Raw genomic sequence first — 19,096 nt, forward strand, 5'->3', positions numbered from 1 at the left:
GCGCTCCTCAAACGGCATGGGCGCCCCGTTTGATCGGTGCGCCCACGAATGGCTGCCAAGCAGGAATGCAGCCTCGCCCGAGGCTGCATTCAGCGCGCTCAGGCGTCTTGAGCGTTGGGGAGCGCCAGGCGCGAAGTGTCTTCCTCGTTCTCTTCCACGCCCACGCGGCCTTCGTTCAGGCGCGCGATGTCTTCGGCGGTGATGTCACCGGTCACATAGGTGCCGTCAAAGCACGACGCGTCAAAGCCAACGATGGCCTTGTTGAGCGAGCCGATGGCGCGCTTCATGCCGTCCACGTCCTGGTAGATCAGGGCGTCGCAGCCGATGACCTGGCGGATCTCTTCCACCGTGCGGCCATGGGCCACCAGCTCGCTGCTGGTGGGCATGTCGATGCCGTACACGTTGGGGTAGCGCACTGGCGGCGCGGCGCTGGCCAGGTAGACGTTGCGGGCACCGGCGTCGCGCGCCATCTGCACGATTTCGCGCGAGGTGGTGCCGCGCACGATGGAATCGTCCACCAGCAGCACGTTGCGGCCCTTGAACTCGCTGGCGATCACGTTGAGCTTCTGGCGCACGGACTTCTTGCGCACGCCCTGCCCCGGCATGATGAAGGTGCGGCCCACGTAGCGGTTCTTCACGAAGCCCTCGCGGTACGGAACGCCCAGCAGGTGCGCCAGTTGCGTGGCGCTGGGGCGGCTCGATTCGGGGATCGGGATGATCACGTCGATCTGGTTCGGCGGCACGGTGGAGACCACGCGCTTGGCCAGGGCCTCGCCCAGGTTCAGGCGGGCCTGGTAGACCGAGATGCCGTCGAGCACCGAATCGGGGCGTGCCAGGTACACGAACTCGAAGATGCAGGGGTTGAGCTGCGGGTTCTCGGCGCACTGGGCCGAATGCACGGTGCCGTCGAGCGTGATGAACACGGCCTCGCCGGGTTCGACATTGCGCTCGAACACGTGCGAGGTGCCTTCCAGCGCCACCGATTCGCTGCCCACCATGACGTTGCCGTCCGCGCTGCGGCCAATGGCCAGCGGGCGGATGCCATGCGGGTCGCGGAAGGCCAGCAGGCCGTGGCCGGCGATCATGGCGATCACGGCGTACGAGCCCTTGATGCGCTTGTGCACGGCACGCACAGCGTCGAACACATTTTCGGGCCGCAGCGGTACGCCTGCGGTGGCGCGCTCGAGTTCGTGCGCGAACACGTTGAGCAGCACTTCCGAGTCGCTGTCGGTGTTGGTGTGGCGGTGGTCGGTCTGGAACAGCTCTGTGCGCAGCGTCTGGGCATTGGTCAGGTTGCCGTTGTGCACCAGCACCAGGCCGAACGGCGCGTTCACGTAGAAGGGCTGCGCCTCTTCTTCGCTGTAGGCGTTGCCGGCGGTGGGGTAGCGCACCTGGCCCAGGCCCACAGTGCCAGGCAAAGCCCGCATGTTGCGAGTGCGGAACACGTCGCGCACCATGCCCTTGGCCTTGTGCATGAAGAACTTGCGGCCCTGCTGGGTCACGATGCCGGCGGCATCCTGACCCCGGTGCTGCAGCAGCAGCAAGGCGTCATAGATAAGCTGATTGACGGGCGCGGTACTGACGACGCCGACGATTCCACACATAGTTCGTTTCCATCCGTTTGCGGGAACATCCCCGCTGCAAACCCACGACAACAGCTTCTGGCCGTTGCCGCCTCACGAAGGCAAGTGCCTCGTAAATTCTTCCGGAAGCGCCGGTTTCAACCCTTCGAGCACCTGGGTCAATACCGGTGCACCCCGCGATTCCTGCCACCACGCAGCCTCGTGCAGGGGCGTGAGCCCCGCCACCACGGCCACGGCCAGCAGCAGCACCATGCCCCGCAGCACCCCGAAGGCCGCACCCAGCGTGCGGTCCACCGGGCGCAGGCCGATGGACTCCACCAGCTTCTTGACCAGCCACGCCACGAATCCGCACGCAAACACCGCACCGATGAACACCAGGGCAAAGCCCGCCGCATAGCGCAGGCCCGCGGCCGATTCGCCCATGGGCAGCAAGGCCGCCATATCGTCGGCCAGCCACTGCGCCACAAAAAACGCCACCGCCCATCCCACCAGGGACAGCACTTCATACACCAGGCCGCGCCAGGCCCCCATCAGCATGGAGGCCAGGAGCACGGCCACGAAAACCCAGTCCAGCGCGGCCATCACCGGCGCAGCCTGCTCCGGCATCAGAGCGTCAGCACCGATGCCGACAGTTCCAGCGCGCGGATCTTGCCAGCGGCCTTGTCCGCATCGGCCCGGTTGTTGAAGGGGCCCACGCGCACCCGGGTGCGCTTGCCGTCCTTGGTATCCACCACCTGCACGAAGGTCTTGAGGCCGGAGCGCTCCACCTTGGTGCGCGCCTCGCGGGCCTTGTCCGCGTCTGCAAACGCGCCCACCTGCACGATGAAACGGGCATCCTCAGAGCTGGCCGAAGCCACGGCGGCAGCGGCCGGCGCCGCAGTGCGGCCCTCCAGCAGGGCACGGGCGCGGGCGGCCTCGTCGTTGGCACGCGCCGGCACCGCCGGGGCGGGCGCTGGCGCAGCCGCCACCACTGCCGGCTTGGGCTCGGGTTTCGGCTCCGGTTTCGGTTCGGGCTTGTGCTCTGGCTTGGGCGCGGCGGCCACCACGGGCGGCTTGGGCACCATCGCGGGCTTGGGGCTGGCGATGATCTCCTCGCCCTCGCTCAGGCCATTGCCTGCGCTGGCCTGGCCCACCGCAGTGCGGCTGCCGGAGGGCGTGGCCGGTGCCGCTGGGCGTGCCACGGCCGCAGAGGCCGGTGCAGGCGATGGGGCCTGCGCGGCAGCGGGTGCGGGCACCACCACGGGCGCGGTCTTGTTGCGGTCGGGGATCTCGATGGGAATGTCCACCGCAATGGGGCGCGGCTGGGTATCGAACAGCAGCGGAAATCCCACCACCCCCAGGGCCACCAGCACGGCCGCGCCGATCAGGCGGTGGCGCGCACGCCGGCGCATCGCTTCGATGCTTTCGGCCGGGGGCGCTGCGCGCGAGCGCTTGGCCGGCTTGTCGGCCGGTGCGGGTTCACTCTGACCGGGCCACCGAAACTTGAAAAATGCCATGGAGTTGCGACTCGTGCGGGGTGCTTACGCGCCCAGATGTTTGGCGTGCAGGCGGGGGGTGCCGTTGATCAATACCCCGCCCACCGTGTAGAACGAGCCAAAGACCACGATTCTATCAGCGGGCCCTGCCGCCACCACGGCGGCCTGCAGTGCCTGCATGGGGTCTTGGTGCACGCTGGTGGCCACCTCGCGGCGCCCGCCGGCCACCATCTGCAGGGCGTTCCACTTCTGCTGCAGCGCCGCCCCCGTCTCGGCCCGCGCCGTGGGCAGGCTGGTGAAGTACCAGCGGTCCACCAGCGGGCCCACCTTGGCCAGCATGGTGGCCAGGTCCTTGTCCGCCATGGCGCCGAACACGGCGTGCGTGGTGGGGAAGAAGCCCATCGCATCCAGGTTGGCCGTGAGGGCCGCCACCGAATGCGGGTTGTGCGCCACGTCCAGCACCAGCGTGGGCTCGCCAGGCACGATCTGGAAGCGCCCGGGCAGCTCCACCATGGCCATGCCGGTGCGCACGGCCTGGGCCGTGACGGGAATGCGGTCGCGCAGCGCCTCGAAGGCGGCCAGCACGCCGGCGGCATTCACCAGTTGGTTGGCGCCGCGCAACGAGGGGTAGGCCAGGCCTGCGTAGCGGCGCCCGCGCCCGGCCCAACTCCACTGCTGCTTGTCGCCCGAGACATTGAAGTCGCGGCCCGAGCGCCACAGGTCGGCGCCGATCTCGGTGGCATGGTCCACCACGCTCTGCGGGGCCATGGGGTCGCTCACGATCACCGGGCGGCCGGTGCGCATGATGCCGGCCTTCTCGCGACCGATGCTTTCGCGGTCCTTGCCCAGGAATTCGGTGTGGTCGATGTCAATGCTGGTGATGATGGCGCAGTCGGCGTCGATGATGTTGGTGGCGTCGAGCCGCCCGCCCAGGCCCACTTCCAGGATCGCCAGGTCCAGGCGCGCCTGGCTCATGAGCCGCAGGATGGCCAGGGTGCTGAACTCGAAGTAGGTCAGCGAGATGGCCTCTCCGCCCTGCACCCGGGCGGCCTCCACCGCCGCGAAGTGCGGCACCAGGTCGGCGGCGGCCACGATTTCGCCGTGCACGCGGCAGCGCTCCTCGAAATGCACCAGGTGCGGCGAGGTGTAGACCCCCGTGCGGTAGCCCGACTGCAGGCCCACGGCCTCCAGCATGGCGCAGGTGGATCCCTTGCCGTTGGTGCCCGCCACGGTGATCACCGGGCAGTCGAAGCGCAGCGCCATGCGGCGGGCCACTTCGCTGACGCGGTCCAGGCCCATGTCGATGTTGTGCGGGTGCAGGCGCTCGCAGTGCTGCAGCCAGCCTTCCAGGGTGTCGATATTATTGGTGTGCATACAGCCCGCGATTGTCGCCGAGCCTGCCACCGCCCACATCCTGCCGCCCTATTGCCCATGACAACAGCACGCACCATCACCCTCTACGGCATTCCCAACTGCGATACCGTCAAGAAGTCGCGCACCTGGTTCACCGACCAGGGCCTGGCCTACGTGTTCCACGATTTCAAGAAGCAAGGCGTGCCGGCCGACCGTCTGCCCGGCTGGCTGGCAGCTGCGGGGCGTGACAAGCTCGTCAACCGCCAAGGCACCACCTGGCGCAAGCTCGACGCAGACACCCAGGCCGCCGTGACCGACGACGCCAGCGCCAGCGCCCTGCTGCAGGCCCAGCCCAGCGTGGTCAAACGCCCTGTGGTGGAGTGGGTGCAGGGCGGCACCACCCGTATTTCGGTCGGCTTTGTGCCCGAAACCTGGAACGAATGGGGCTCAGCGGGCTCCAACAGCTGACATCGCAGGGATTGCGTGCACTGAAACCGGAGATATTGCACAAATCTTTACGCAGTTTTACGGCCTGCCCACCCGGTATTGACGGGTAGCGCCTAAACTTTTCAACAGTCTGGTGCGTTATGTACCGACCTGAAAGGAGTTTCTCCATGAAAAAGATCGTCGTTTTTTCCGCCATGGCAGCCATTGCCTCCCTGGCCACAGCCCAGGAACAGGGCCGCGTGCTCTCAACCACCCCCATCGTCCAGCAGGTGGCCGTGCCCCAGCAGGTATGCAACAACGAAACCGTGTACAGCGGCAACCGCACCACGGGTGGCGGCGCAGTGATTGGCGCCATTGCTGGCGGTGCCGTCGGCAACCAGATCGGCAAGGGCAGTGGCCGCGCGGCGGCTACGGCACTGGGCCTGATCGGTGGTGCCGTGCTGGGCAACAACATCGAGGGCGGCCAGCCGCAGTACGAAAACGTGCAGCGCTGCCAGAACCAGACCTACTACGAGAACCGCACCGTGGGCTACAACGTGACCTACGAATATGCAGGCCGCCAGTACACCACCCGCACCCAGTACGACCCGGGCCGCTGGATCCCCGTGAGCGTGCAGCCGGGCCAGACCTACTCCACCGAGCCCTCGTACCAGCAGGGCTATGCCCAGCCCGGCGTGGTCACCTCGACCTACCCGGCACCGCCCCCCACCTACGTGACGCCCCCGGTCACGGTGATCGAGTACGGCTACGACCGCTCGTACCACCACCCGCGCAATCCCTACTGGCGCTAAAAACCGCTGAGTTTTGGCGGGCAGCCCAGGCAGCTGGCGGCATGAACACGCTGCCGGCCCAGTGACCATTGCCGTTGACGGCCGCCCTCCCCTGGTGTCCAGTCCTCCAAAGAGCCCTTCGGGGCTCTTTTTTTTGCCCTGCGCCGTATCGAAAGCTTCCATGCGGCATGGTGGCCTAAAATCAGGGGTTTCCCTCTAACCAACGCGCATCCATGACCACCGAAAAAATCGACGGCGTGTCCGTCACCACCCAGGCCAATGTGTACTTCGACGGCAAGTGCGTGAGCCACAACATCACCTTCCCCGATGGCACGAAGAAGTCGGTGGGCGTGGTGCTGCCCGCCTCGCTGACCTTCAACACCGGCGCGCCCGAGATCATGGAATGCGTGGGCGGCGAGTGCGAATACAAGCTCGACGGCACCGACGCCTGGGTCAGGTCCGCCGCAGGCGAGAAGTTCAGCGTGCCCGGCAACTCCAAGTTCGAGATCCGCGTCGCGAGCGCCTACCACTACATCTGCCACTTCGGCTGAGCCGCCAGAAAGCACTGAACGACATGGCCACCATCCTCCAGAACCTGCCCCTCAACGAGAAGGTCGGCATCGCCTTCTCCGGCGGCCTCGACACCAGCGCCGCGCTGCGCTGGATGAAGAACAAGGGCGCCGTGCCCTACGCCTACACGGCCAACCTGGGCCAGCCCGACGAACCCGACTACGACGCCATCCCCGCCAAGGCCATGGAATACGGCGCCGAAAAGGCCCGCCTGGTGGACTGCCGCACGCAGCTGGCGCACGAGGGCATTGCCGCCCTGCAGGCCGGGGCCTTCCACATCAGCACCGCCGGTGTCACCTACTTCAACACCACGCCGCTGGGCCGTGCCGTCACCGGCACCATGCTGGTGGCCGCCATGAAGGAAGACGACGTCCACATCTGGGGCGATGGCTCGACCTTCAAGGGCAATGACATCGAGCGCTTTTACCGCTACGGCCTGCTGACCAACCCATCGCTCAAGATCTACAAGCCCTGGCTGGACCAGCTGTTCATCGACGAGCTCGGTGGCCGTGCCGAGATGTCGGCCTTCATGACCAAGGAAGGTTTCGGCTACAAGATGAGCGCCGAGAAGGCCTACAGCACCGACAGCAACATGCTGGGTGCCACGCACGAAGCCAAGGACCTGGAGTTCCTGAACAGCGGCATCCGCATCGTGAACCCCATCATGGGCGTCGCGTTCTGGAAGGACGACGTGCAGGTCCAATCCGAGGAAGTCTCGGTGCGCTTCGAGGAAGGCCAGCCCGTGGCCCTGAACGGCGTGGAGTTCAGCGACCCCGTGGCCCTGATCCTGGAGGCCAACCGCATCGGCGGGCGCCACGGCCTGGGCATGAGCGACCAGATCGAGAACCGCATCATCGAGGCCAAGAGCCGCGGCATCTACGAGGCCCCCGGCCTGGCGCTGCTGCACATCGCCTACGAGCGCCTGGTGACCGGCATCCACAACGAGGACACGATCGAGCAGTACCGCCTGAACGGCCTCAAGCTCGGCCGCCTGCTCTACCAGGGCCGCTGGTTCGACCCCCAGGCCATCATGCTGCGCGACACTGCCCAGCGCTGGGTGGCGCGCGCCATCACCGGCACCGTGACGCTGGAGCTGCGCCGCGGCAACGACTATTCGCTGCTGAACACCGAATCGCCCAACCTGACCTACGCGCCCGAGCGCCTGAGCATGGAAAAGGTCGAAGACGCGCCGTTCTCGCCGGCCGACCGCATCGGCCAGCTGACCATGCGCAACCTGGACATCATCGACACGCGCGCCAAGCTGGGCGTGTACGCACGCAGCGGCCTGCTGTCGCTGGGTGGCAATGCCGCCCTGGCGCAACTGAACGACGAGCGCAGCGAGTAACACCGCTCCCGCACCATGAAGAAAGCCACCCTCGGGTGGCTTTCTTGCATTGGGGGGCGAACAGAAGCGGCCTATACAACCACCGGCTCAGGCTCCAGCCGGATGCCAAAGCGCTCGTACACGCTGGTCTGGATGGCCTTGGCCAGGGTCATCACCTCGCCGCCGGTCACGCTGTGGGCACCGCGCCCGCGGTTGACCAGCACCAGGGCCTGCTTTTCGTACACGCCGGCCTTGCCGATGGACTTACCCTTCCAGCCGCAGGCATCGATGAGCCAGCCGGCGGCCAGCTTGATGCTGCCATCGGGCATGGGGTAGTGCACGATCTTGGGCTCGCGCGCGATGATGTCGGCGCACTGCTCGGGCGATACCGTGGGGTTCTTGAAGAAACTGCCGGCATTGCCCACCACGGCGGGGTCGGGCAGCTTGGCGCGGCGGATATCGCACACCCAGTCGAACATCTGCTGCGCCGTGGGATGGTCGATGCCAGCCTCGGCCCTGCGGCGCTCCAGCTCCACGTAGCCCAGCACCGGCTTCCAGGGGCGCGGAAGTCGGAACCGCACATGCGTGATCACCGCGCGCCCGGCCAGGCCCATGCCGCGCGGCAGGCCACCGGCCACCTCGGGTTGCGAAGGGGCGTGCTTGAACACCGAGTCGCGGTAGCCGAAGGCGCACTGTGCGGCGTTGAGCGTAAAGCGCTCGCCAGTGGCCAGGTCCATCGCGTCCAGCGACTCGAAGCGGTCCTGCAGTTCCACGCCATAGGCGCCGATGTTCTGCACTGGCGATGCCCCCACGGTGCCGGGGATCAGCGCCAGGTTTTCCAGGCCCGGATAGCCCTGCGCGAGGGTCCAGGCCACGCAGTCGTGCCAGACCTCGCCGGCACCGGCCTCGACGATGAAGGCCTTGGGGGTTTCATCGACCAGGCGCAGGCCCTTGATCTCCATCTTGAGCACCACGGGGCGCACGTCACCGGTCAGAATGATGTTGCTGCCGCCGCCCAGCACAAAGACCGGGCTGCCAGACAGTTCTCTATCGGCCAGGAAGGCCGAAATATCATCGGCCGAGCGCACGCGCACCAGGGTTTGGGCGCGTGCCGCAATGCCGAAGGTGTTGCAGGGCTGCAAAGGGGCGTTTTTCTCGACTACCATTGACCCGATTGTCGCACCCGCGCATCCTGGCGCTGCGGCGAAAACCGTATTCCCGAGAGAGAGAACCACCACCATGCCATCTTTTGACACCGTCTGCGAAGCCAACCTGGTCGAAGTGAAGAACGCGGTCGAGAACACCGCCAAGGAAATCGGCACCCGTTTCGACTTCAAAGGCACGTCGGCCAGCATCGAGATCAAGGACAAGGACATCACGCTGATCGGCGACGCGGACTTCCAGCTCACCCAGATCGAAGACGTGCTGCGCAACAAGCTCACCAAGCGCAATGTGGACGTGCGCTTCCTGGACATGGGCGACGTGCAGAAAATGGGCGGCGACAAGGTCAAGCAGGTCATCAAAGTGCGCAACGGCATCGAAAGCGAGCTGGCCAAGAAGATCCAGAAGCTCATGAAGGAAAGCAAGCTCAAGGTGCAGGCCGCCATCCAGGAGGACAAGGTGCGCATCACCGGCGCCAAGCGCGACGACCTGCAGGCCGCCATGGCACTGATCCGCAAGGACGTGACCGACGTGCCCCTGTCGTTCGACAATTTCCGCGACTGAACGGACCTGCGCGGCCTCGACCTCCATGCAAGCCCTTCGCACTGCGATCTCCCTGGCCCTGGCGGCCGGCCTGGCCCTTGCGCTGCCTGCGGTGGCCGCCGACCAGTCCATCGCCCTGGCCGGCGTGCTCGGCAGCAAGGCGCTGCTGGTGGTCGATGGCAGCGCACCGCGCGCCGTCGGACCGGGCGAGACGCACCAGGGCGTGAAGGTGCTGTCGGTGACACGCGATGAGGCCACGGTGGAAGTCCAGGGCACCCGCCGGCTGCTCAGGCTGGGTGAGTCCCCTGTGGCGCTGGGCTCCAGCGGCAGCGGCAAGCGCATCGTGCTGATGGCCGACAATCAGGGCCACTTCGTCAACACCGGCACCATCAACGGCAAGCAGATGAAGTACATGGTGGACACCGGCGCGTCCGTGGTCGCCATCGGCAGGCCCGATGCGGAGCGCATGGGCATCAAGGTCGACGACAGCCAGAAAGTGATCATGAGCACGGCCAACGGCTCTGCCACCGGCTGGCGTGTGCGCCTCAATTCCGTGCGCCTGGGCGATGTGGAAGTGCTCGGTGTGACGGCGGTCATCATGCCCGAGGGCATGCCCTTCGTGCTGCTGGGCAACAGCTTTCTGACGCAGTTCCAGATGACCCGCACCAACGACCAGATGGTGCTGGAAAAGCGCCACTGAGCAGACGTGGCCCCACCAACACCGCCATGAACGCCACCACCCACCTGCCCAGCAACAGCAGTCCCCATGAGGGCGAGTACGAGGACTTGCTCGGCCTGTGGTCGGACCTGGAGTCGGCGCTGTCGGTGCTGCTGTCCAAGCCGCTGCAGGTGCAGGATTTTCCGGGCAAGGTGCGCAGTTTCGACCTGTGGCTGCAGGACCTGGTGGCGCACGACATCGATGCGGCGCTGTACCTGATGTTTCAGTTGGCGTCCACCTCGTCGGTGGGCTACAGCGCAGCGCACGCGCTGGTCTGCGGCACCTTGTGCCACATCATGGCGCAGGACCTGCGCCTGGTGCAGAGCGAACGCGACAGCCTGGTGCGCGCCGCGCTCACCATGAACATCGGCATGACCGCGCTGCAGGACGAACTGGCCGAACAGCGCGAGCGCCCCAGCAACGTGCAGCAGGAAGCCATCCGCAGCCACCCTGAGGAGAGCCAGGCCCTGCTGGAGCGTTTGTTCGTGAACGACCCGCTGTGGCTCGAGGTCGTGGGCCAGCACCACACCAACATGGCCGACCAGGTTCCCCTGGCCCAGCAGAACCCCGAGGACCGCCTCACGCGCATCCTGGGCACCATCGACCGCTACGCGGCCATGATCAGCCCGCGCAAATCGCGCGCGGGGCGCAGTGCCACCGATTCGGTGCGCGCCATCGTGGGCCAGGAGGTGGACCAGCGCGACGAGGTCAGCTATACGCTGGTGCGCTCCATCGGCCTGTGCCCGCCCGGCACCTTTGTGCGGCTGGACAACGGCGAGGTGGCCATCGTGCTGCGCCGCAGCGAAAAGGCCAACTACCCGCTGGTGGCCAGCCTGCTCGACCCTGTGGGCCAGCAGCAGAACCTGCCCAACCTGTACCAGACGGCCAGCGGCAAGCCGCGCATCCAGTCGGCCGTGGCCCGCTCCGCGGTGAAGGTGGAGCTCAACCACCGCACCATGGTGCGCCTGGGCCTGTATGCGGCGCAGCGCATCTCGAGCATGCGCTCGCTCATCACGGCACCCGCATCCCTCGGAACGCGCTGATCCGTTGCAGAGCAGCCCACCGGGCTGCGGGCTTCGCGATCGTGAAGGGCTCAGCCCTTGGCGCCCTTGGCCTTGACCACCTTGCTGCTGCCCAGGCGCGATTCCTTGCCCTCCAGCAGGCGCTTGATGTTCTCCTTGTGGCGCCAGGCCAGCAGCAGGGCCATCACGGCCATGGCGGCCGCAATGCGCCCGTCGGCATTCCAGACCACGCCATCGGCCAGCAGGTAGTACACCGGCGCGAACACCGCCGCCACCAGCGAGGCCAGCGACGAATAGCGAAAGAAGAAGGCGATGATCACCCAGGTGACCGCCGTGGCCAGGCCCAGCCAGCCGCTCACGCCCAGCAGCACGCCCAGCGCCGTGGCCACGCCCTTGCCACCTTCGAACCGGAAGAACACCGGCCACAGGTGGCCGAGGAAAGCAGCCAGGCCCACCATGGCCATGGTGCCCTCCTCCATCCCGTAGGGCTTGCCGAACCAGGCCACCAGGGCCACCGGGAGCCAGCCCTTCACGGCATCGAGCACCAGCGTGACGACGGCCGCCACCTTGCTGCCCGAACGCAGCACGTTGGTGGCGCCAGGGTTCTTGCTGCCATAGGTGCGCGGGTCGCGCATGCCCATGGCGCGCGTCACGATCACGGCAAACGACAGCGAGCCGAGCAGATAGGCGGCTACGGTGGCCAGAAGGGGGTACACGGCGGTCAAATCAGCTCCTTGGAATGGGGGTGCGCACGGCGGGCGTGCACAGGCCCGCTATTCTGCCAGCGCACAGTGCACGGTCTGCGCACCAAGCAGTTGCACGCAGACCTGCGGGTCGATCTGCACCAGGAAACCGCGCCGCCCGCCATTGATGGCGATGCGCGGCAGGTCGAGGATGCTGCCTTCGATGTACACCGGCATCTCGCGCCGCGTGCCAAAGGGCGAGGTGCCGCCCACCAGGTAGCCGCTGTGGCGGTTGGCCACCTCGGGGGCGCAGGGCTCGACCGACTTGGCGCCGATCTGGCGCGCCAGGTTCTTGGTGGAGACCTTGCGGTTGCCGTGCATCAGCACGATCAGGGGCTTGGCGTTCTGGTCCTGCATCACCAGGGTCTTGACCACGGTGAAGGGGTCGAGCCCCAGCACTTCGGCGCTGTGCAAGGCACCGCCGTGCTCCAGGTACTCGTAGGGGTGCTCGGTGAAGGCCACCTTGCGCGCCTTGAGGAGCTGGGTGGCAGGGGTTTCGGAGACGTGTTCTTTCTTGGCCATGGCGCAGCGATAGTACCCATTCACACGGGCACACGCTTGCGCCGCCCCACTTTGCGCTTGCCGTACTGCTCTATGGCAGCCACCAGCACGCCGGTGAACTCCTGCACCAGCGGCGGCTGCACGCGGCCGTCGAGCGCCAGCACCTGCAGGCGCCGCTGCTGCAGCTGCACGTCTTCGAACGGGCGGGCGGCGAGCACGCCCTCCTCCACCCAACGCGCCGCGGTGAGGTAGCTGGCCAGCGCCACGTCGCGCGGGCCCAGCAGCGGCAGCAGCGCCGACGAGAAGTTGCTCACCACGGCCGGCGTGTAGCGCAGGCCCTGCAGCGTGCACGAGAGGTCGAACAGCTGGCGCCCGGTGATGCCGGCCGTGCCCAGCAGCAGCGGGTAACGCACCACGTCGGCCACGCTCACCATGCGCTGCTGCGCCAGCGGATGGGCGACCACCGTGATGGCGAACACCGGGGCAATGGCCGAGTGCAGCACCGCAAGGCCCTTCTCGGGCGCCACGCTGTACTTGAGGGCCAGGTCCGCGTCGCCACGCGCCACCTGCGCCGAGACCTCCTCGGGCACGCCCACATGCAACTGCAGTTCGACCTCGGGGTGAGCACCGCGGAACGCCGCCATCACCAGTGGCATGAAGCCCGCCGCAAAGCCCTCCGTGCAGGCCAGCCGCACGCGCCGCGCCTCCTGCGCGGCCAGGCCCTGCAGCTGCTCCACCAACTGGGCCGACTCCTGCGCATGCGCGCCCGCATGCGCCAGCAGGCGCTCGCCCGCCGCCGTCAGGCGCATGCCGCGCGGCTGCCGCTCGAACAGCGACACACCCAGCGAATCCTCCAGCTTGCCCAGTTGGCGGCTCACGGCTGAAGCGGCCACATGCAGGCGCTGCGCGGCCTGGTTGACCGAGCCGGTGCGGGCCACTTCGAGGAAGTAGCGCAGGGGCAGGCTCAGCAGGGACAGGGACATGAGGCGCTCTTGTATTGCCTTCAAGGCAATGGTTAGTTGCTTATTCTCTATGAATAGCAATGGTAAACCAGCATCGATCTTGCGTGCATCGAGGCTCCAATCAACCGATAGCCACGCGGGTGCTGCGCCTTGCGCTGCAAAGCCCGGCGCCCTACTCTGGAGCTTCAATGAACCACCGCCTTCGAATCCCCCTGCTTCTTGCCGTGCTTGCCACCACGTTGACAGCGGCACATGCCCAAACCACCACTGCCGCCAAAGACCCTTGGCCCGAGCAGAGCGTGCGCCTGATCGTGCCCTTTCCGCCTGGCGGCGGCACCGATGCGGTGGCCCGCGCCCTGGGGCAGAAACTCGGCATCCGGTTGGGCACGCCCGTGGTGGTGGACAACAAGCCCGGTGCCTCGACCATCATCGGCACCGAGGCCGTTGTGCGTGCCAAGCCCGACGGCTACACCCTGCTGGTCTCGGGCTCCACCAGCTACTCGGTGAACCCCGCGCTGCGCAGCAAGCTGCCCTATGACCCTGCGACGGACCTGATCCCCGTGGCCACCGTGGCCCGCGCGCCGCTGGTGATGGTGGTCAGCGCCAGTGCGCCCTACAAGGACCTCAACGCCCTGATCGCAGCCGCCAAGGCCGCACCCAAGACCATCCACTACGCCACCTTCGGCTCCGGCTCAGGCCCGCACCTGGCGGGCGCGCTGCTGGAGCAGGCCGCTGGCATCCAGTTGCAGGACGTGCCCTACCGCGGCAGCAGCCAGTCGCTGATGGCGCTGATCGGCGGTGAAATCCAACTCGGCATCGACACCGTGGCCGCCGCTGCCCCGCAGATCCGCGCGGGCAAGCTGCGTGCCCTGGCGATTGCGGGCAAGAGCCGCTCCAGCATGCTGCCCGGCGTGCCCACGGTGGCCGAACTCCAGCTGCCCGACGCGGCGTTCGACGCCTGGTACGCCATCGCCGCGCCGGCACGCACGCCGCTGCCCATCATCCGCCGGCTGGTGACCGAGGTCGAGGCCGTCACGCGCGACCCCGCCATTCAGGAACAGATGCGAGCCCAGGGCATGGAGCCCGTGCACCTGGGGCCCGTGGCCACGCGTGCCGTTATCGACGACGAGATCGGGCGCTACCGCGCCCTGGCACACCGCGCCAAAATCATTGTGGAGTGATGACAGCATGACGACAACGACGATGAACCCATCCCGCGAACAACTGCTGGCCAGCGTCCAGCACCACTTCGACGGCGGCAGCTTCGAGGCCGACCTGCGCCGCCGCGTGGGCTGGCGCACCGAGAGCGACACCGGCCAGCCTGGCGCCCCCGCCCTGCGCCAGTACCTGACCGACGAGATCGTGCCCGGCCTCGAACCGCTGGGCTTTGCCTGCGAGGTGCTGGACAACCCCGACGCACGCGGTGGCCCGGTGCTGCTGGCGCGCCGCGTGGAGTCGCCCGATCTGCCCACGCTGCTCACCTACGGCCATGGCGACGTGGTCAACGGGCAGGACGCCAACTGGCGCGAAGGCCTGTCGCCCTGGGAACTGAAGATCGAAGGGGACCGCTGGTACGGCCGCGGCACGGCCGACAACAAGGGCCAGCACACGGTGGTGCTCGCGGCCCTGGCACAGACCATCGCCGCCCGCCAGGGGCGCCTGGGCTACAACGTGACCCTGCTCATGGAGATGGGCGAGGAGGCCGGCTCACCGGGCCTGGCGGCCTTCTGCCAGCAGCAGCGCGAGGCCCTCAGGGCCGATCTCTTCATCGCCAGCGACGGCCCGCGCGTGAACGCGGCGCGGCCCACGCTGTTTCTGGGCTCGCGAGGCGCCATCAATTTCTCGCTCAAGATGAGCAGCCGGCCCAAGGCCTACCATTCGGGCAACTGGGGCGGCGTGCTCTCCAACCCCGCCACGGTACTGGCCCATGCAGTGGCCAGCATGGTGGACGCCCGTGGCCGCATGCTCGTGCCCGGCCTGCTGCCCCCACCGCTGCCCGAGAAGCTGCGCACCGCCCTGAAAGACGTGGTGATCGGCGGCGGCGCCGACGACCCAGCCCTGACGCCGGGCTGGGGCGAACCGGGCCTGACCTCGGCCGAGCAGCTCGTGGGCTGGAACACGCTGGAGGTGCTGGCCCTGGGCGCAGGCTTGCCCGCGCGCCCCGTCAATGCGATTCCCTCCAGCGCCGTGGCGCACTGCCAGTTGCGCTTCGTGGTCGGCACGAACTGGAGAAACCTCAAGGACATCGTGCGCGCCCACCTGGACGCACACGGCTTTGCCGACGTGGAGATCGAACTCGGGATGCAGTGCGGCGCCACGCGCCTGGACCTGCACAACCCCTGGGTGGACTGGGCGTTGGCGTCCATGCAGACCAGCGCAGGCAGCCCGGCCACGCTGTTGCCCAACCTGGCGGGCTCTTTGCCCAACGACATCTTCGCGGACGACCTGGGATTGCCCACGCTGTGGGTGCCCCACTCGTACCCGGCCTGTGCCCAGCATGCGCCCAACGAGCACCTGCTGGCCAGCGTGGCCCGCGAAGGCCTGGCCGTGATGGCGGGCCTGTTCTGGGACCTGGGCGAGCCCGGTGGCGTGCCCTGGAAGGAAGGCGCGCTGAGCACGATCACCAGCGCCTGAAAGTGGCGCGGTCCGGCCAGTGCCCCCGCGCAAGGGCCGCTCCGCCGCGCTGGGGGCGTCCCCCTGGGGGGATGGCGCGAAGCGACTCAGGGGGGCTTCACAATGCCGGGTCGCGCAACTCCAGGCGAATGGCGTCGATGGCCTTGAGCAGCTCGGGCGAGAGTTCCGTGCCCCAGGCGTTCAGGTCTTCTTCGAGCTGCGCCACCGAGGTTACGCCGATGATGGTGCTGGCCACCTGCCACTTGGTGTAGCAGAACGCCAGCGCCAGCTGCGTGGGCGTGAGGCCGTTTTCGCGCGCCAGCGCGTTGTAGCGGCGCGCGGCCACCAGCGACTCGGGGCGGCCCCAGCGCTGCTTGCGCACCGACTCGTAGGACGAGATGCGCGCACCCTTGGGGGCATCGGGGCCGGTGGTGCCGCTCTCGTCGTACTTGCCCGTGAGCAGACCGAAGGCCAGGGGCGAGTACGCCAGCAGCGACACATTCAGGCGGTGGCAGGTCTCGTCCAGCGCGTTTTCCCAGGTGCGGTTGATCAGGCAGTAGGGGTTCTGCACCGTGGCCACGCGCGGCAGGCCATGCTGCTCGGCCAGGCGCACGAATTCGTGCACGCCATAGGCGGTCTCGTTGGAAAGGCCGACATAGCGCACCTTGCCCGCCTTGACCAGGCCCGCCAGCGCCTCCAGCTGGGCGTGGATGGGCGTCTCGGAGGTTTCCTTGGCCGGGTCGTAGTACATGGTGCCGAAAGCCGGCACATGGCGCTCGGGCCAGTGGATCTGGTAGAGGTCGATCACGTCGGTCTGCAGGCGGCGCAGGCTGCCTTCGCACGATGCGACGATGTCTTGAGGCGTCAGGCCCTTGCCCTCACGCACCCAGGGCATGCCGCGCGAGGGGCCGGCCACCTTGGTGGCCACCACCAGCTTCTCACGCGCGCCGGGGTTCTTCGCGAACCAGTTGCCGATGATGGTCTCGGTGGCGCCGAAGGTCTCGGCCTTGGCGGGCACCGCGTACATCTCGGCGGTGTCGATGAAGTTCACGCCCCGGGCCAGCGAACGGGCGAGGATGTCGTGGGAATCGGATTCATTGACCTGTTCACCAAAGGTCATGGTGCCCAGGCAAATGGGGGTGACGTGCAGATCGCTCTGACCGAGCTGGATGGTTTTCATGCGGACTCCGTTGGCAAGCCGCGCAGTTTACGGGTTGCCGGCAAAGTCTGCAGGCCTGTGCCTGAACACCGGCCTCCGCCCTTACCCCGACAGACCCCAGACGCTGCGCAGCAGCTGCAGCGTGGCCACGATGGCCGGGTCGTGCTCGGCTGCGCGCGGGTATATGAAGCTCAAGAGCGCCCCCACCCGGGCATGCGGCCAGATCACCACCTCGCCACGTTCGCTGGCAGGCAAGGCCACGTCCTCGCGCAGCAGCGACAGGCCCACGCCCGCACGCACCAGGCTTTGCGGCAAAGAGACCTCGTCGGACTCGATCACCTGGTGCGGCGTGAGACCCTGGCGCGCGAACATGTCGCGCATCAGCGTCTGCACATGGTGCAGCGGCGGCGCACCGATCCAGGGCATGGCCGCGATGTCGCGCCAACCCGCATGCAGCACCTGTGGCGCCTGGCTGGCCGGTGCGGCAATGCGGTAGTGGATGGTCTGTAGCGCCAGCCCCATCACCTCGCGCGGGATGTTGGGGCCGATGTAGAAGGCACCCTGCAGCAGCCCCGCCGCGACCTGCTCGCGCAGTTCTTCGGCCGGGCCATTGCGCGTGCGTATTTCCAGCAACGGCAAGGTGCGCACCAGCGCGCCGAGCAGCGAGCCCAGGCGCAGGGTGTCGGGGTCGGCCACCGTGCCCAGGGTCAGCGAGCCGGTGACCTCGCCCTGCAGGTCGCGCGCCTTGCCCAGCAGGTGCCCGGCGGCCGTGAGCACGTTCTCGGCATCGGACAGCAAGGCCTCGCCGGCCCGCGTGAGGCTGATACGGCCCGGCCGCCGGTCGAACAGGGCCACGCCCAGTTCCTCTTCCAGCGCCTTGATCTGGGCGGTGATGGCCGGCTGGGTCAGGTGCAGCGCTTCGGCGGTGCGCGTCACATGGCCGAGCTTGGCCGCCGTGACGAAGGCACGCAGTTGGTAGATCTCCATGCCGGTCAGGCCACGGAGAAGCAGAAGAAGAAGAAAGGTTCAGGCATCGGGCTGCATTGTGGCGTGGTCACACCTTCTTACTGGTCCAGAAAGCGCACCTGCGTGGGCTCGATGCCCAGGCGTACCTCCGAGCCGGGCGCGAACATGGCCAGCCCGGCATAGTGCGGCTGGTCGGTGACCATGGCCACCTCCCCCACGCGCACCCGGTAGCGCGAGAACTCGCCCAGGAACTCGGCGCTCTCCACCAGACCGTTGAGCCACAGGCGCGAGGCATCGACCTGCTCGTCGCGCACGCGGATGCTCACCTGGTGCGGGCGGAAGGCCATGGCCGCAGCGCCCACGGCCGGCGGGTCGGCCGGCCGGGGCAGCGTGAGGTTTCCGAGGCCATCGACGCGGAACACCAGCGTCTCGCCGCCCACGGAAACCACCTGCCCCTCGAGCAGGTTGGCCGTGCCCACGAAGCCCGCCACGAAGCGGTTGATGGGAAAGTCGTACAGCCCCGTGGCGGCCCCCACCTGCTGCAGGATGCCCTTGTCCAGCACGGCCATGCGGTCGGCCGTGGTCATGGCCTCCTCCTGGTCATGGGTGACGAAGATCGTGGTCAGCCCGAGCTTGCGCTGCAGGTTCTTGAGCTCCTCGCGCATCTGCACACGCAACTGCTTGTCCAGGTTGGACAGGGGTTCGTCGAGCAGCAGCAGCTTGGGCTCGATCACCACGGTGCGCGCCAGCGCCACGCGCTGCTGCTGCCCACCCGAGAGCTGCCCGGGCCGGCGCTGCGCGTAGTCACCCAGGCCCACCAGCTCCAGCACCGCGCCCACCTTGCGGCGGATGGCATCCTTGGTCTCGCGCCGCTCCACCAGGCCGAAGGCCACGTTGTCCCACACCGTCATGTGGGGCCACAGCGCGTAGCTCTGGAACACCATGCCCACGTTGCGCGCGTGTGGCGGCGTGCCGGTGATGTCCTGCCCGTCCACCAGCAGCTCGCCGCGCTGGTGCTGGTTGAAGCCTGCGATCAGGCGCAGCAGGGTCGACTTGCCCGAGCCCGAAGGGCCCAGCAGGGCGAAGAACTCGCCGGGTTCGATGCGCAGGTTGACGTCGCGCAGCACCTCGGTGCTGCCATAGCTCAGGCTGATGTGCCGGGCGTCGAGAGAGACTTTGTTCAGAT

20 protein-coding genes are annotated in these 19,096 nt (G+C 67.6%); 9 read left to right on the forward strand and 11 right to left on the reverse strand.

The window, feature by feature from the left end; all coding sequences use genetic code 11:
- Positions 1-98: 98 nt before the first annotated feature.
- The 4 genes from purF to folC all read right to left on the reverse strand — a co-directional run bounded on the left by purF (position 99) and on the right by folC (position 4,432).
- Entirely contained in the window at positions 99-1,604 is a 1,506-nt protein-coding gene (gene purF / locus ACSQ3Y_RS21635; protein ID WP_436178836.1) for an amidophosphoribosyltransferase, read from the reverse strand.
- Between the two features lie 72 nt (positions 1,605-1,676).
- The gene (locus ACSQ3Y_RS21640) at positions 1,677-2,165 is read right to left on the reverse strand and encodes a CvpA family protein (protein WP_436180154.1); all 489 of its coding nucleotides are present in this window, start codon (positions 2,163-2,165) and stop codon (positions 1,677-1,679) included.
- Between the two features lie 23 nt (positions 2,166-2,188).
- Positions 2,189-3,079, reverse strand: coding sequence for an SPOR domain-containing protein (locus ACSQ3Y_RS21645; protein ID WP_428000298.1), 891 nt, complete (start codon positions 3,077-3,079; stop codon positions 2,189-2,191).
- 24 nt (positions 3,080-3,103) lie between these two features.
- Positions 3,104-4,432 (reverse strand): bifunctional tetrahydrofolate synthase/dihydrofolate synthase, encoded by a 1,329-nt coding sequence (gene folC / locus ACSQ3Y_RS21650; protein WP_436178837.1) that lies wholly within the window; start codon positions 4,430-4,432, stop codon positions 3,104-3,106.
- A gap of 57 nt (positions 4,433-4,489) precedes the next feature.
- Between folC and ACSQ3Y_RS21655 the strand changes: the two genes are divergently transcribed.
- From ACSQ3Y_RS21655 to argG, 4 genes are all read left to right on the forward strand, one after another.
- Positions 4,490-4,879 carry an arsenate reductase gene (locus ACSQ3Y_RS21655; RefSeq protein ID WP_436178838.1) on the forward strand — a complete coding sequence of 130 codons (390 nt, stop codon included), beginning with the start codon at positions 4,490-4,492 and terminating at the stop codon, positions 4,877-4,879.
- A 146-nt stretch (positions 4,880-5,025) separates the two neighbouring features.
- Positions 5,026-5,649: a glycine zipper 2TM domain-containing protein gene (locus tag ACSQ3Y_RS21660; RefSeq protein WP_436178839.1), complete on the forward strand. Its 624-nt coding sequence runs from the start codon at positions 5,026-5,028 to the stop codon at positions 5,647-5,649.
- A gap of 212 nt (positions 5,650-5,861) precedes the next feature.
- Entirely contained in the window at positions 5,862-6,179 is a 318-nt protein-coding gene (locus ACSQ3Y_RS21665; protein ID WP_428000295.1) for a pyrimidine/purine nucleoside phosphorylase, read from the forward strand.
- Between the two features lie 23 nt (positions 6,180-6,202).
- Complete coding sequence (gene argG, locus ACSQ3Y_RS21670; RefSeq protein WP_436178840.1) at positions 6,203-7,543, forward strand: argininosuccinate synthase; 1,341 nt, start codon at positions 6,203-6,205, stop codon at positions 7,541-7,543.
- 71 nt (positions 7,544-7,614) lie between these two features.
- Here the strand turns inward: argG and murB are convergent, their stop codons facing one another.
- A complete protein-coding gene (murB, locus tag ACSQ3Y_RS21675) occupies positions 7,615-8,688 on the reverse strand; it encodes a UDP-N-acetylmuramate dehydrogenase (RefSeq protein WP_436178841.1) in 1,074 nt (357 codons plus the stop codon).
- A 73-nt stretch (positions 8,689-8,761) separates the two neighbouring features.
- On the opposite strand from murB, the gene ACSQ3Y_RS21680 reads away from it, so the two are divergent.
- Genes ACSQ3Y_RS21680 through ACSQ3Y_RS21690 form a run of 3 tightly spaced genes read left to right on the forward strand, consistent with a single transcriptional unit; the run spans position 8,762 to position 10,987 of the window.
- On the forward strand, positions 8,762-9,247 hold the full coding sequence (locus tag ACSQ3Y_RS21680; RefSeq protein WP_008906652.1) for a YajQ family cyclic di-GMP-binding protein: 486 nt from the start codon (positions 8,762-8,764) through the stop codon (positions 9,245-9,247).
- A 25-nt stretch (positions 9,248-9,272) separates the two neighbouring features.
- On the forward strand, positions 9,273-9,926 hold the full coding sequence (locus ACSQ3Y_RS21685; RefSeq protein WP_436178842.1) for a retropepsin-like aspartic protease family protein: 654 nt from the start codon (positions 9,273-9,275) through the stop codon (positions 9,924-9,926).
- A 26-nt stretch (positions 9,927-9,952) separates the two neighbouring features.
- Positions 9,953-10,987 carry an HD-GYP domain-containing protein gene (locus tag ACSQ3Y_RS21690; protein WP_305743310.1) on the forward strand — a complete coding sequence of 345 codons (1,035 nt, stop codon included), beginning with the start codon at positions 9,953-9,955 and terminating at the stop codon, positions 10,985-10,987.
- 50 nt (positions 10,988-11,037) lie between these two features.
- On the opposite strand, the gene plsY is transcribed toward ACSQ3Y_RS21690, so the two are convergent.
- The 3 genes from plsY to ACSQ3Y_RS21705 are packed head-to-tail and all read right to left on the reverse strand — an operon-like array spanning position 11,038 to position 13,193.
- Entirely contained in the window at positions 11,038-11,691 is a 654-nt protein-coding gene (gene plsY, locus ACSQ3Y_RS21695; RefSeq protein ID WP_436178843.1) for a glycerol-3-phosphate 1-O-acyltransferase PlsY, read from the reverse strand.
- 48 nt (positions 11,692-11,739) lie between these two features.
- Positions 11,740-12,231: an aminoacyl-tRNA deacylase gene (locus tag ACSQ3Y_RS21700; protein ID WP_322596542.1), complete on the reverse strand. Its 492-nt coding sequence runs from the start codon at positions 12,229-12,231 to the stop codon at positions 11,740-11,742.
- Between the two features lie 20 nt (positions 12,232-12,251).
- On the reverse strand, positions 12,252-13,193 hold the full coding sequence (locus ACSQ3Y_RS21705; protein ID WP_436178844.1) for a LysR family transcriptional regulator: 942 nt from the start codon (positions 13,191-13,193) through the stop codon (positions 12,252-12,254).
- A 167-nt stretch (positions 13,194-13,360) separates the two neighbouring features.
- Between ACSQ3Y_RS21705 and ACSQ3Y_RS21710 the strand changes: the two genes are divergently transcribed.
- Together ACSQ3Y_RS21710 and ACSQ3Y_RS21715 are read left to right on the forward strand one after the other, a co-directional pair.
- Positions 13,361-14,353 (forward strand): Bug family tripartite tricarboxylate transporter substrate binding protein, encoded by a 993-nt coding sequence (locus ACSQ3Y_RS21710; protein ID WP_057265803.1) that lies wholly within the window; start codon positions 13,361-13,363, stop codon positions 14,351-14,353.
- Positions 14,354-14,360: 7 nt separating this feature from the next.
- A complete protein-coding gene (locus tag ACSQ3Y_RS21715) occupies positions 14,361-15,806 on the forward strand; it encodes a M20 family metallopeptidase (RefSeq protein ID WP_436178845.1) in 1,446 nt (481 codons plus the stop codon).
- A 97-nt stretch (positions 15,807-15,903) separates the two neighbouring features.
- Here the strand turns inward: ACSQ3Y_RS21715 and ACSQ3Y_RS21720 are convergent, their stop codons facing one another.
- The 3 genes from ACSQ3Y_RS21720 to ACSQ3Y_RS21730 form a co-directional block, all read right to left on the reverse strand.
- Positions 15,904-16,965 (reverse strand): aldo/keto reductase, encoded by a 1,062-nt coding sequence (locus ACSQ3Y_RS21720; RefSeq protein ID WP_436178846.1) that lies wholly within the window; start codon positions 16,963-16,965, stop codon positions 15,904-15,906.
- Between the two features lie 81 nt (positions 16,966-17,046).
- Entirely contained in the window at positions 17,047-17,931 is an 885-nt protein-coding gene (locus ACSQ3Y_RS21725) for a LysR family transcriptional regulator (RefSeq protein ID WP_436178847.1), read from the reverse strand.
- Between the two features lie 77 nt (positions 17,932-18,008).
- Positions 18,009-19,094, reverse strand: a complete 1,086-nt coding sequence (locus ACSQ3Y_RS21730) for an ABC transporter ATP-binding protein (RefSeq protein ID WP_436180155.1) — start codon at positions 19,092-19,094, stop codon at positions 18,009-18,011.
- Positions 19,095-19,096 lie beyond the last annotated feature (2 nt).

The sequence above is a fragment of the Acidovorax sp. LjRoot66 genome (genome assembly GCF_964253305.1).
Taxonomy (GTDB): Bacteria; Pseudomonadota; Gammaproteobacteria; order Burkholderiales; family Burkholderiaceae_C; genus Acidovorax.

Excerpts from the sequence above, each read along its gene's own strand:
- purF (WP_436178836.1), bottom strand. The coding sequence starts at position 1,604 with ATGTGTGGAATCGTCGGCGTCGTCAGTACCGCGCCCGTCAATCAGCTT.
- ACSQ3Y_RS21640 (WP_436180154.1), bottom strand. The coding sequence starts at position 2,165 with ATGGCCGCGCTGGACTGGGTTTTCGTGGCCGTGCTCCTGGCCTCCATG.
- ACSQ3Y_RS21645 (WP_428000298.1), bottom strand. The coding sequence starts at position 3,079 with ATGGCATTTTTCAAGTTTCGGTGGCCCGGTCAGAGTGAACCCGCACCG.
- folC (WP_436178837.1), bottom strand. The coding sequence starts at position 4,432 with ATGCACACCAATAATATCGACACCCTGGAAGGCTGGCTGCAGCACTGC.
- ACSQ3Y_RS21655 (WP_436178838.1), top strand. The coding sequence starts at position 4,490 with ATGACAACAGCACGCACCATCACCCTCTACGGCATTCCCAACTGCGAT.
- ACSQ3Y_RS21660 (WP_436178839.1), top strand. The coding sequence starts at position 5,026 with ATGAAAAAGATCGTCGTTTTTTCCGCCATGGCAGCCATTGCCTCCCTG.
- ACSQ3Y_RS21665 (WP_428000295.1), top strand. The coding sequence starts at position 5,862 with ATGACCACCGAAAAAATCGACGGCGTGTCCGTCACCACCCAGGCCAAT.
- argG (WP_436178840.1), top strand. The coding sequence starts at position 6,203 with ATGGCCACCATCCTCCAGAACCTGCCCCTCAACGAGAAGGTCGGCATC.
- murB (WP_436178841.1), bottom strand. The coding sequence starts at position 8,688 with ATGGTAGTCGAGAAAAACGCCCCTTTGCAGCCCTGCAACACCTTCGGC.
- ACSQ3Y_RS21680 (WP_008906652.1), top strand. The coding sequence starts at position 8,762 with ATGCCATCTTTTGACACCGTCTGCGAAGCCAACCTGGTCGAAGTGAAG.
- ACSQ3Y_RS21685 (WP_436178842.1), top strand. The coding sequence starts at position 9,273 with ATGCAAGCCCTTCGCACTGCGATCTCCCTGGCCCTGGCGGCCGGCCTG.
- ACSQ3Y_RS21690 (WP_305743310.1), top strand. The coding sequence starts at position 9,953 with ATGAACGCCACCACCCACCTGCCCAGCAACAGCAGTCCCCATGAGGGC.
- ACSQ3Y_RS21700 (WP_322596542.1), bottom strand. The coding sequence starts at position 12,231 with ATGGCCAAGAAAGAACACGTCTCCGAAACCCCTGCCACCCAGCTCCTC.
- ACSQ3Y_RS21705 (WP_436178844.1), bottom strand. The coding sequence starts at position 13,193 with ATGTCCCTGTCCCTGCTGAGCCTGCCCCTGCGCTACTTCCTCGAAGTG.
- ACSQ3Y_RS21710 (WP_057265803.1), top strand. The coding sequence starts at position 13,361 with ATGAACCACCGCCTTCGAATCCCCCTGCTTCTTGCCGTGCTTGCCACC.
- ACSQ3Y_RS21715 (WP_436178845.1), top strand. The coding sequence starts at position 14,361 with ATGACGACAACGACGATGAACCCATCCCGCGAACAACTGCTGGCCAGC.
- ACSQ3Y_RS21720 (WP_436178846.1), bottom strand. The coding sequence starts at position 16,965 with ATGAAAACCATCCAGCTCGGTCAGAGCGATCTGCACGTCACCCCCATT.
- ACSQ3Y_RS21725 (WP_436178847.1), bottom strand. The coding sequence starts at position 17,931 with ATGGAGATCTACCAACTGCGTGCCTTCGTCACGGCGGCCAAGCTCGGC.